Origin of the sequence: Bacillus sp. MRMR6 (assembly GCF_001940785.1) — a bacterium.
Classification (GTDB): Bacteria; Bacillota; Bacilli; order Bacillales; family Cytobacillaceae; genus Neobacillus.
Genome location: NZ_MSLS01000004.1, coordinates 151,070 through 163,311 on the forward strand (window position 1 = coordinate 151,070; position 12,242 = coordinate 163,311).

Genomic DNA, 12,242 nt, shown 5'->3' on the forward strand with positions numbered 1-12,242 from the left:
GATGTTATGATGGCAGCTAGCTGGCTTATTTTAATTTATATGGCCATGATCATATTGGTATATGGTGCTATGCTCATCTCCTCCCTTTTGCAAATTCGGAAAACTTACCAGTTAGATGATTTTGACCCCTATGAAGATTTGTTACAGTCTGAATACACAAAGCCGGTATCCATTCTTGTACCGGCATATAATGAGTCGGCCGGTATCTATGGAAGTATTCGTTCGTTAGTAAGTATTGAATATCCAGAGTACGAAATTATTATTATCAATGACGGCTCAACAGATGATACGCTTGAAAAACTGCAGTCAAAATTCAAGTTAGTAAAAACAAACCGAGTGATCCGGCAGCAGCTAGAGACAAAACGGGTAAGAGGTATCTATCAATCAACCATTTACTCGAATTTGATTGTTATAGATAAGGAAAATGGCGGGAAAGCAGACGCCTTAAATGTTGGAATTAATTGTTCAAGATATCCATATTTCTGTTCGCTTGATGGAGACTCGATCATTGAACGGAATGCCTTCCTAAAAGTATTGAAACCAATTATAGAATCGGATGATGAAGTGATTGCTTCAGGAGGAAGTGTGCGAATTGCGAATGGCTGTAACATTCAAAGCGGTGAACTGGTTCGTGTAGGCTTATCGAATAAGCCCATCGTGATCATGCAGGTTATTGAGTATTTACGGGCCTTTTTGACCGGACGTGTCGGTTTGAGCCAAAATAATCTGCTGCTAATTGTTTCGGGTGCATTTGGTGTTTTCTCGAAAAAATGGGTAGTTGAAGCAGGAGGCTATGCCCATACGGTTGGGGAAGATATGGAGCTCGTTGTTCGGCTTCATCGACTAGTGAAAGAAAAAGGATTAAATAAAAAAATAGTGTATGTTCCGGACCCAGTCTGTTGGACAGAAGCCCCTGAATCAATCAAGTTTCTGCGGCGCCAGCGAAAAAGATGGCATCGAGGCTTGTTTGATAGTTTATGGAGACACCGCAAATTGATGTTTAATCCGAAGTACGGTTCAATTGGCTTAGTTTCTATGCCCTACTTCTTCTTTATTGAATTTTTAGGACCATTAATTGAACTGATCGGGTATATATTGTTAATCGTTTCAATTTTTACAGGAAATATTTATTTGGAATACGCTCTTGTTTTTTTCGTGCTCTCTTTAATATATGGATCGATTTATTCGATGGCTGCCGTTTTGTTAGAGGAATGGAGCATGGAAAGGTATCCAAGCGTACGTCATTTTGCTGTTTTATTTTTTGTTTCTCTTACAGAAACTCTTTGGTACCGGCCGCTCACCGTACTTTGGAGAGTGGAAGGCATATTTGAAACGTTAATTGGAAAACGAGGCTGGGGAGAAATGGTTAGAAAAGGTGTATCAAATGATTAGAAAAAATAGAATGATTATCGGCGGGATTGTCCTTCTCTTTCTTCTGTTCTCTGCACCCATATGGTTATGGATCGCCCAGCCTGGTAAAGAGTTAAATGTTCTCATCTTAGATAAAACGGTACCAGATCAATCCTATCGTGAACATAAAGGGATTATATGGCTTCTCAACCATCTGAAGTATACAAAGAATGGAAATGAAGTATATCAAGCAGATATCGACTATGCGGGCTTTATCCCAACGGATGAACCGCCGATATTTCATACAAGAGAAATGCCAAACGATTTATCAAATTATGATGTGCTATACGTAGCAGATAGCTATGGTGTTTACGAGAATGAATACCTTGCTGAAAATCCAGAAGGTAATCGTTCCAAATTATTGTATGGCGGGATGACGAGAGAAGAGGTAAATATCATCAGCTCCTCTTTAGTCGAACATAATCAAACGCTAATCGCTGAATTTAATACATTTGGTTCCCCAACCGAGCAGCAAACAAGGGAAGAATTTTATCAATTGCTGAATGTACGGTGGACAGGCTGGATGGGGCGGTATTTTAATGATCTGAGTAATACGGAGGTTCCAGTCTGGCTCAAGCAAAATTATGAAAAACAGTATGGTAAAGTCTACTCCTATAGAGGTAATGGCTTAGTCTTTGTTAACGAAGAGGATCAGGTTATTGTGTTGACAAATGAGGATATCAGAGACCAGCCGGTTCTTTTCAAGCTCACAGAAAGCGGCTCTAAAGCTTATCATCTAAAAAAGGCTTTCCCCTACAATTACTGGTTTGATGTCATTGAAGCAAGGGATCCTAATGAGGTAGAGGCAAACTTTGAAATGTCTCTTACCAAAAGCGGTAAGGATAAACTAAAAGGGGCAGAATTGCCAAGTACCTTCCCTGCAGTCATCCATCATATCGCAAAATCCTATGATAGTTACTATTTTGCCGGCGATTTTGCCGACCAGGAAAATTTACCTGCCATTTATCAAATGAAGGGTATTGCCTGGTGGCAGAAGTTATTTTCCTTTGAAAAGAAGGGCAGAACAGATACCTTCTATTGGAAAGCATATGTGCCGATGATGAAAGAAATTTTAAGGGCTGATAAAAAAGTAGAGCAAGAAACAAGTTTTATTGAACCAGAAGTGAAATTGGAGGCTGGAATGAAGATAAATGGACAAGCAGGTGATGAGTATCTGCAAGTCTATAAGAATGGCAAGTGGAAGAATATGCTTGTCAAAGGAGTTAATATGGGAATTGCCAAGCCAGGCTCTTTCCCGGGCGAAACAAGTATTACCAAGAATGAGTATGCACGGTGGTTCGAGCAGATCAGTAACATGAACGCGAATGCTGTCCGAGTTTATACCATTCATCCACCTGCGTTTTATCAGGCATTATATGAGCATAACCGCAATCGAGTAGCTCCGCTTTATTTATTTCATGGTGTCTGGGTAAATGAAGAGGTATTTTTAGCAAGGAAGAATGCCTTTGATGCGGCTGTTACAGATGAATTTAAAGAAGAAATTAAACGTACAGTTGATTTAATCCATGGAAATGCGGAGCTATTAGCAAGGCCAGGGCATGCAAGTGGAAAATATATTCATGATTTGTCACCTTATCTGTTAGGCTGGATGATCGGGGTGGAGTGGGACCCTGAAGCGGTTGTGGGGACCAATGAACATAATCCTGATCATACTAGCTACGATGGAACCTATATGATGACGGAAAATGCAACACCATTTGAGGCTTGGCTTGCAGAAATGATGGATTACACAGCATCTTATGAGGCAGAAGCTTATAGCTGGCAGCATCCGATGAGTTTCACGAACTGGGTAACGACAGACGTACTCTCACATCCTGCAGAACCAGATGCTGCGGAAGATTTGGTCTCAGTCAATCCGAATGTAATTAAGGCTAAAGAAAGCTTTTTTCCAGGCATGTTTGCCTCTTATCACATCTACCCCTATTATCCTGACTTTTTAAATTATGAGGAGAAGTATGTGGAGTATGTCGATCATCGTGGCAATAAAAATAATTATGCCGGGTATTTAAACGATATAAAGCAGCATCATACCATGCCTTTGGTTGTGGCGGAATTTGGAATTCCCGCGTCAAGGGGTTTAACTCATGAAAATATCTACGGTTTTGACCAAGGAAATCATTCTGAACAGGAACAGGGCAGGCTGTTAACGAGTTTATTTGAGGATATCGTTACAGAAAATTTAGCCGGTGGTCTTGTGTTTTCATGGCAGGATGAGTGGTTTAAACGAACTTGGAATACGATGGATTATGATAATCCGAATAGACGACCATTTTGGGATAACATCCAAACAAATGAACAGCATTTTGGTTTACTGAGCTTTGAGCCAGATACAAAGGAAACGCAGTTACAAGTCGATGGTGGTTCACACGACTGGAAGGTAAGAAAAGCACAGCCCGTTCAAAGCGATCAAAATGGTCCAATTAAAGATGTATATCTATCAAGTGATAGCAGGGCTCTATATATCCGACTTGATTATGATGAAGCACGTTGGGAGGATCATGAATTTAAAGTTTCCATCTTATTGGACACGTTACAAAATCAGGGGCAATCGTCTGTGCCTAATCTTCCATTCGTGCAGGAAGCAGGGATTGATTTTCTGATTGAGTTGGATGGCAAGGATCATTCCCGAGTGTTGATTGATAGCTATTACGATACCTTCTATTATCACTATGGACAGATGCTGAAGATGATTCAGACAAAACCAGAGGTCAGTAAAAAGAATAACGGTATTTACCATCCAATCCGCCTTACATTAAATAAAGAATTAACCATCAACAGGCAGGAAGGCTCTATAACAGTGCCATTTTCCTCCGATGAAACAGGAAAATTACTTTATGGCAATGGAAACCCAGAGAGTGAAGATTACAACTCGCTTGCAGACTTTTATCATAAAGATGGCGTCCTTGAACTTCGTCTGCCGTGGCTGATGTTAAATGTAAAGGATCCAAGTCAAAAACAAGTGATGGGAGATGTATGGTCGAGTGTCGGGATTAATAGCACGGTGACAATCGATTCCATTTCAGCAGCTATTCTCGTGTCAGATACTAAACAAGAACTGATCCAGAGACTACCAAGCACGAATGGCGATTGGATGCACTATACATGGGAAAACTGGGACAAACCCGTGTACCATGAACGCTTAAAGAAATCGTACGACATCTTGAAAAATACCTTTGAAAAAGCAAAAGCTAAGTAATAAGCAAAAAAGATAGTCTGGCATATAAGAGATAAAAACTATGCCAGTCTATCTTTTTACGTAAAAGTGTTGGGAGGTGCCGATCAATAATGGCGAAGATTTTACTTGCAGAAGACGAGGAAGTTCTACGAATGCTAGTTGTAGATACCTTGGAAGACGAGGGGCATGAGGTCGATGAAGCCTGTGACGGAGAAGAGGCGTACGAACTTATCCGAAAAAATTCATACGACCTGATTCTAGTAGACTATATGATGCCCGTATACACGGGGCTTGAACTAATCCAAATGGTTCGTAAAGAACACAATCAGACAAAAATCATGATGCTCAGTGCCAAAAGTCAGTCTGCCGAACAGCAAAAGGTATTAGATACAGGAGCAGATTATTTTATGAGTAAGCCGTTTAGTCCACTCGAACTTGTTGAACGAATTGAGGAAATCTTAAAGTGCAGCTAAATAAGTATTTGAAGACAAGCTTAGCAAAACAATTCAGCGTTCTAACCATGACGATTATCTTAGCCTTTAGTTTATTAACGACCATCCTAATCGTGTATCAAAACGAGCAGCAGCAAGAGTTTGAAACAACGAATGGAAAATTGGTGCAAAAGGAAATACTTGCGTCTGGGCTTGATTATGCGTTTAATATGGCAATATCTGAGATGAGAGCTTATTTTGCCTTTAAAGGAGAAATAACATATTTTCAAAGGGTACAGGAACAAGAACAGATTGTTCAAGAGAAATTAGCTGATTTAAAGAGGATTGCAGACAGTGCGGAAGATTTCGTGTTTATTGAGCACACAGAGGATTTTTACAACTATTATTTTTTCAATAATATGCCAAAATCAAAGCAGCTGTATGATTCAGGTAATCTTGACGAGGTCGCCCGGATTGCTGTAAATCAAAATGGCTCCAAGACCATCCGCGCCTATCAAAGCAGCTTGAAAGAATATACAGATAAGTTGAATCAACAAAGCTTGGAAATTCAAGAGGAGCAAACGAAAAAAAACTTTATAAGTCAATTAGTATTTGCTGCTATCCTTTTTGTCCTAATAGGTGGGATGGCTTTACTGACCCGTATTACTCTTGGGAAGATTGGGCGTCCTCTTAAAAATCTGACCATAGCTGCAAGTAAGATTGCAGATGGGCAGACGGTCTTGTTTACAGACACTACCAATCGTCAGGATGAGTTAGGGCTGCTTTCAAAAGCCTTTGAAAAAATGAGTAAAAGCATCCAAGAAAAAGAACAAGATTTACTCCGTCTGATTGAACAGTCAGAAGGAGAGCGACTGTTAACACAAAATATTTTGGACACCATTAAAGAGGGCATTCTATTGGTTGACCCTTCCGGCAGGGTTATTCAAGTGAACGAAAAGATGTGTGATTTGATTGGCTCCCGTCCTTCTGAAATAGTCGACAAAAAGTACGAGGACTGGATTGAAGAATTAGGAAACTCAACGGAAGATGGAGCGGAAGTAACTAAGTTTTTCGAACAGATTTTGTTCCAGGGAAAAGTGAGTGAGCCGTCGATCATCTATCATCAGCATGTGCCTGCAGAGCGAGTCATACAGGTCTATTGTGAAGCACTGGAAAGGGACGGCCAAAAGATTGGAACCGTTATTGTTCACCGAGATATCTCGAAGGAATACGAAGTCGATTTAATGAAGTCTGAATTTGTCAGTACGGTCAGTCATGAGCTCCGAACCCCGCTTGCGAGTGTATTGGGTTTTACCGAGCTGATTTTAAATAAAGAATTAAAGCCAGAGCGGCAAAAGAAGTATTTAACAACCATTTACCAAGAAGCAAAAAGGCTAACCGCTCTCATAAATGACTTCCTTGATGTCCAGCGAATGGAAGCAGGAAAACAAACGTATGAAAAGAAATATGAGGACGTTGCTCCGATTCTTCAGGATATCATTGAAACCTATCAGCTAAATAATCCTAACCATGCGATTCATTTAGAAGCGGATACCAGCCATACAATGGTTTACGGAGATAAGGATAAACTAGCACAAATCTTTACTAATATTTTGAGCAATGCGATTAAATATTCCCCTAATGGCGGGAATATCTTTGTTACTCTTTTCGAAGAGGGTTCAAACTTGAACATTGCCATAAAGGATGAAGGCCTGGGAATTCCAGAAGATGCTCTTGATCAGTTATTTACGAAATTTTACCGGGTAGATAATTCGGATCGCAGAAAAATCGGCGGGACCGGACTTGGTCTGGCAATTGTGAAGGAAATTGTGAAGGCGCATGAAGGGGATATAACGGTTCAGTCTGTCCCGAGAGAAGGAAGTACCTTTACCATTAGTTTCCCGCTGGTTGTCGGCATTATGAGGGACGTACATGAATTAAATCCTCAAGACCGCTCAAACCAATCTGGTAAAGTAAATGTGATTGTGGTCGAGGATGATATTAGTCATGCCAATCTGCTGCAAGCCGAACTGCAAGAGAGTAATTTTCATGTCAAAGTTTTCTCCAATGCAGAATCTGCTTTAGCGGCAGTTAAGGCGGAGCAGCCTGATGTCATCGTGCTAGATATCATGCTTGGTGAGAATACGATGAACGGATGGGATTTTATTAAGCAGGTGAAAACCATCGATGAGCTGAAGCGTATTCCGATCTTTATTTCCTCTGCTTTAGATGATAAAGAAAAGGGAATGGCCCTTGGGGCGAATGAGTATTTAATCAAACCATACCCGCCGAGTAAGCTTTCAAAGTTCATTTTTCAAACGTTATTGGAAAAAGATTTGAATGGACAAATTCATATTCCAAGTCAAACTGAGGATTAATAACTGTTCATAAAATTAATAAGTGCCTGACACCATGATGGTGTCAGGCACTTATATTTGGCTCTGTTGGATTTACGCTCCAGGTGCTTCACTTTCCGCAGGAGGTCCGGGGAGCCTCCTCGACGCTAATGTGCCTGCGAGGTATCCCCTGTAGCTTTTCTCCTGCAGGAGTCTCGCACCTTCCGCTCTAATCAACTTATGGTAATTATCAATAGTTTTCCTTCACAGCTAATATTTAAAAAAATAAATCAAGCAGGCGGGTCCAGAAGCTTTTTGTTTCTTTGACGGGTTTTTCTTTTGGTTCTTGCTCTTCTATCTTGATACTTTCTGTTTTGATGACAAATTGAACTGAGTTGATCTTTTCATTGTCAGTGGAGACAAAGGATACCGGTTTGAAATCAGATTTATCATAGTCTCCCATCATCTTGTCGATTTCATCCTGCATTTGATCTGGCAGATTTTTAGTGGAATTATACAAGGTATCTGTCCCATTGTGTAATTCCCCTGCCCCCGCCTCTAATTTTGCTGTTCCTCCGGATAATTCTGTCATTCCTGAATGAAGCTTTTTATAGGATGCTGAAAGTTCGCCGACACCCTTTGTGTAGCTCACCAATCCGGAGTGAAATTGACTATAATCAATAGCTAATGTTTCCATTTCAGCTTGCAACTGTGACACTGAGGAAGAAAGTCCATTTGAAATACCGGTTAATGTGTTACTCATTTGGCTGATCGATTCGCTGAGCATGTTTAAGGTTGGATCGACGGCTGCAAAGCCTTCTTTAACAGCAGAATAAGTACCTTTAGCTATCTGGGCAGTTGAATAAGTTTCAACCAGTTTATCCAATACCTCAGAGTCTGCCCCGCTCGCATATAATGCTTGTATTTCCTCTTTAGAAATCTGATAGTCTGGTATATTCTTCATTGCACTATCTAAAGTGTTATAGGCAACAGTGTAGTTCTCTCTAAGCGTAGTAATTCCAGCTGCCGTTTCATTCAGTCCATTTGCCATTTGTGATAGTCCAACAGGCAGATCTTTCAGGCCGCTTACATCCATTTTTGTTGTGCCGCTGCCATTAAGGGCTTCATTTATAGAAGTGAGGGCATGATCAATGGAAACGGAAGCTCCCACAAGTTCGGAGGATGCCTGATCAAGTTTGGACATACCTTTTTGATATTGTTCTGAGTGCTTATGCAAGTTTGCAACACCATCGTTTAGTTTGGAAACACCATTTCTTAATTCAGCCACACCATTGTTGATTTCTTTGATCGCATCTGCTAAGGATCCCATCTCATTAGTCATTTCCCCAATATCGGGTGTGTCAATTGACATCGAGGAAGGAACCGCTGCCATTTCAATACCCTGAAGCTCAAAGCTTGTTGCCTCAGCCCGGAGTGAAAAATTTCCTTCTTGATCAGGCATTGCGGTAAATGTTACCTGCTTGTTTTTTCCCACGTTTGCCAACATTCCACTGGGAGCCTCTATATTGCTATATATCCTTGAATCGAGAGTAAGAGAGATTTGTAATAAATAGTTTTCAAAAAAGACTGGATCAATACCGTCATTCTTTGTAGTTCGAATGGTGATGGCAACTTGGCCGTCTTTCCCAGCCAGGTCCGCAGGCTTGATGTCTTTTCCATCTAATTGATAAGAAACAGCAATACCCCATGGCAAGGGTGCATCCTTCAAATTCCCTTGATAATAGAATTTTCCCTTTTGGGCGGGGAATTGCAGTTTAGTATCTTGTTGTTGAATTTCGGCAAGATCGGATAAGTTTTTTAGAGTTGAGTAGGCTCCATAATCAACGATCGTTCCTGCTTTGACCACATCGAAAACATTCACCACATAGATTTCCTGCTGCTCTCCGGTGGAACTGAGGGTGGCGTATATCACCTCGTCCTTAGAAGCAATTTCTCCTTCAGTTGAAGGCGGGACCTGCTGTTTCGTTTCATTTTTCTCAGCATTGACTAGAAATGACGGCAAGACCAGGGTTATAGCAATAAGAACGAAGAGGAATCTTTTTTTTCTCATCATCATTTCTCCTTATGAAAATTTGCTTTCCATGTTGTTTTATTAATCAGCTTATCAAATACAAGCAGCATAGCTGGAAGGAAGCAGACGACCAGTATGAAGGCAAGCAGTGCTCCTCTGCCAAGAAGCAGTCCAATAGATGAAACAATCGGATTGGATGAGGTGAACCATAAGATAAACCCTACGCTTGATAAAATGGAAGCAGATATGGCGATTGAGAAAATCTTCTCATCAACGGTTTTCTTTATCGCTTTTAACGCACTCATTTCCTTACGATGTTCTTTATAAGCTTCTGTGAAGAGAATCGCATAGTCAACTGTTGCAGCAAGCTGTACGGTGCTGATAATCAGGTACCCTACATACACTAACGAAGAATCGCTAAAGTAAGGAACGGATAAATTCATCCAAACAGCAGATTGAATCGTCAATAGCAGCACCACAGGGATGCTGCTGGATTTAAAGGTTACAATCAAAACAATGGCAATCGAAATCACAGTCAGCAGATTAACGACCATATTATCTTTTTCGACTGCGTGCTTAATATCAAATAATGTCACGCTTTCCCCTAGAGAATAGGCGTCTTTTCCATAGTATCCAGCGGCCGTTTTTTGGACCTGTTCTACTAACGAAAATGCCTCTTCGCCCTCTGTTGCTGTACTCGTATGAACAATGATCCGGCTATAGTTTTCTGAATAAAATTGTTCTGTAATTGATTTTTCCAAGTATTCAGGCGGAATAACAGAGCTGATTAAATTCACATAGGAAATAACACTTGTCACATTTTCAAGCTGTTCTAGCTCCTGGACAAGTTCTTCCTCCATAGGTGTATTTCCTTTCGGCACGAGTAACACCATCGGGGTAAACTTCCCGAACGTCTCTTCAATTTTAACAAGATCACTTCCGGCACGTGTATTCTCCGGAAGTTCTCCAAGCCCATAGGTGAAATTTGTTTGGCTTTGTGCTAAAAAGGCCGGAACCATGATCAGGAATACGATCAATAGACTTGGTATTCTTAATTTTATAACGGTACTGCCAATTTTCTTAAAGCTTGGAAGCAGTGGTTTGTGCTGTGTTTTATCAATCCATTTATAACAACTAACCGTAAGTGCTGGTAAAAAGATCATGACACTGAAAAAGCTTAATAAAATACCTTTTACTAAATTAAATCCTAGGTCAGAACCAATCTCAAAGGTCATGAAGGATAAGGCAATAAAGCCAAAGAAAGTGGTCGCTGCACTGGCAGCAATCGCAGGAAAGGACTTTTTAATGGCAAGTGTCATTGCTTCTTCAGGGTCCTTCTTTTCCTTACGATAATCAGAAAAACTATGAAGGAGGAAAATCGCGTAATCCAACGATACAGCCAGCTGTAAAATCGGTGCAACCGATTGGGTAACGAAGGAAACCTCACCGATAAAAATGTTCGTCCCCAAGTTGATGAGGACAGATACGCCGATTGCCAACAGGAAAAGCAACGGTTCAATCCAGGAACTTGTTGAAAGAACTAATATAAGGATGATAATCGGCACTAACAATACCGCAGCATACATCGATTCAGTACCAGCCATTTTCTGTGAAGTAGCTGTATTGAGTGCTTCTCCAGCCATCGCATCTTCTTCACCAATCAGTTCATAGATGCGATTGGTTATTTCCACTTCATCTCCATTGCGAATGCTAAAGGAAAACAAAGCTTTGTTGTCATGATAATACGCCTCCACTGTCTCTGGATCAGCCATTTCAAGCGGTGTTGTTAAGTCAATGACATCATCAAGCCAGGTTACATCTGTCACTCCGTCAATCGCGCCAAGCTTTGATTTAAATAACAGTGCTTCCTGAATCGAGACATCTTGAATCATGATTCTAGTATTAGGAACAGCACCTTCAAACTCCTGCTCCATGATCTCTATTGCTTTTGTAGATTGTGCGTCTTCCGGTAAATAATCAACCATATTATAATTAACAGTTACAAAAAACTGTGCAAAGACACAGATAATCGTGATAATACTGAAGCCAATAACAATTGCTTTTTTATGTTTTAAAATTCTTGCTGCGATGTTGATTGAAACCATCTCCTTCTTGCATCCATTTACCTGTACAATTATAATGGACATTGTGTTGGTTTTACAACAAACAGTTCATTAAGATTTGTTATATATCCAACATATTTCAGTGTAATGTTGGATAAGTGGAGGAGTTTTTACATTGAGTTCAAAAATAGACAGACGAGTAAAATATACGAGAATGGTTCTAAAGAATAGTTTGATGCAATTGTTAAATGAAAAACCAATCTCGAGCATTTCAGTAAAAGAGTTGTGTGAGTTTGCAGACATCAATCGATCAACCTTCTATTCCCATTACGCTGATCAATACGACCTTCTTACTCAAATTGAAGAAGAAATTATTCAGGATATGACGGAAACCCTTACAAAATACGATTACCAACAAGATGAAGAAACATTACGAATGACTGAAAAAATATTTGAGTATGTGGCGGCAAACAGTGATATATGCAGGACGCTGTTAAGTGAACATGGTGATTCCAGCTTTAAAAAACGGGTGATGAAGGTGGCTCATGAATTTACAGTGAAAAACTGGATGGCTACGTATTCAATTGAGGATTCGGAAATTTTTGAGTATGGAAGCTTGTTTGCTGTTAGCGGGAGTATTCATGTACTGGAGAAATGGCTAAATAATGGGCTCGATAAGTCACCGAAGGAAATAGCAGAAATTATTACAACACTTGCCATTAAGGGGCTTTCTTCGTTAAGAAACTAATAAAGAAGTCTGATTTTTTAACTTTT

General features: G+C 40.2%; 7 protein-coding genes. 5 read left to right on the plus strand and 2 right to left on the minus strand.

What is annotated here, in order from left to right:
- Nucleotides 1–6: 6 nt before the first annotated feature.
- The 4 genes from BTR25_RS06510 (at nucleotide 7) to BTR25_RS06525 (ending at nucleotide 7,415) form a co-directional block, all read left to right on the plus strand.
- Entirely contained in the window at nucleotides 7–1,392 is a 1,386-nt protein-coding gene (locus tag BTR25_RS06510; RefSeq protein ID WP_075687357.1) for a glycosyltransferase family 2 protein, read from the plus strand.
- The gene (locus BTR25_RS06515) at nucleotides 1,385–4,627 is read left to right on the plus strand and encodes a hypothetical protein (RefSeq protein ID WP_075687255.1); all 3,243 of its coding nucleotides are present in this window, start codon (nucleotides 1,385–1,387) and stop codon (nucleotides 4,625–4,627) included. Before BTR25_RS06510 ends, BTR25_RS06515 begins: the two co-directional genes overlap by 8 nt.
- A gap of 89 nt (nucleotides 4,628–4,716) precedes the next feature.
- The gene (locus tag BTR25_RS06520; RefSeq protein ID WP_075687256.1) at nucleotides 4,717–5,079 is read left to right on the plus strand and encodes a response regulator transcription factor; all 363 of its coding nucleotides are present in this window, start codon (nucleotides 4,717–4,719) and stop codon (nucleotides 5,077–5,079) included.
- Complete coding sequence (locus BTR25_RS06525; RefSeq protein ID WP_075687257.1) at nucleotides 5,070–7,415, plus strand: ATP-binding protein; 2,346 nt, start codon at nucleotides 5,070–5,072, stop codon at nucleotides 7,413–7,415. The genes BTR25_RS06520 and BTR25_RS06525 overlap by 10 nt, the downstream gene beginning before the upstream one ends.
- Before the next feature lie 235 nt (nucleotides 7,416–7,650).
- On the opposite strand, the gene BTR25_RS06530 is transcribed toward BTR25_RS06525, so the two are convergent.
- Both BTR25_RS06530 and BTR25_RS06535 read right to left on the minus strand, forming a co-directional pair.
- Nucleotides 7,651–9,444: a YhgE/Pip domain-containing protein gene (locus BTR25_RS06530; protein WP_368482973.1), complete on the minus strand. Its 1,794-nt coding sequence runs from the start codon at nucleotides 9,442–9,444 to the stop codon at nucleotides 7,651–7,653.
- 2 nt (nucleotides 9,445–9,446) lie between these two features.
- Nucleotides 9,447–11,510: an efflux RND transporter permease subunit gene (locus tag BTR25_RS06535; protein ID WP_075687259.1), complete on the minus strand. Its 2,064-nt coding sequence runs from the start codon at nucleotides 11,508–11,510 to the stop codon at nucleotides 9,447–9,449.
- Nucleotides 11,511–11,643: 133 nt separating this feature from the next.
- On the opposite strand from BTR25_RS06535, the gene BTR25_RS06540 reads away from it, so the two are divergent.
- On the plus strand, nucleotides 11,644–12,216 hold the full coding sequence (locus BTR25_RS06540) for a TetR/AcrR family transcriptional regulator (protein WP_075687260.1): 573 nt from the start codon (nucleotides 11,644–11,646) through the stop codon (nucleotides 12,214–12,216).
- The last annotated feature ends 26 nt before the right edge of the window (nucleotides 12,217–12,242 follow it).

What these genes read in the sequence shown, in the direction of transcription:
- BTR25_RS06515 (WP_075687255.1), top strand. Translation starts at nt 1,385, where the DNA reads ATGATTAGAAAAAATAGAATGATTATCGGCGGGATTGTCCTTCTCTTT.
- BTR25_RS06535 (WP_075687259.1), bottom strand. Translation starts at nt 11,510, where the DNA reads ATGGTTTCAATCAACATCGCAGCAAGAATTTTAAAACATAAAAAAGCA.
- BTR25_RS06510 (WP_075687357.1), top strand. Translation starts at nt 7, where the DNA reads ATGATGGCAGCTAGCTGGCTTATTTTAATTTATATGGCCATGATCATA.
- BTR25_RS06530 (WP_368482973.1), bottom strand. Translation starts at nt 9,444, where the DNA reads ATGAGAAAAAAAAGATTCCTCTTCGTTCTTATTGCTATAACCCTGGTC.
- BTR25_RS06520 (WP_075687256.1), top strand. Translation starts at nt 4,717, where the DNA reads ATGGCGAAGATTTTACTTGCAGAAGACGAGGAAGTTCTACGAATGCTA.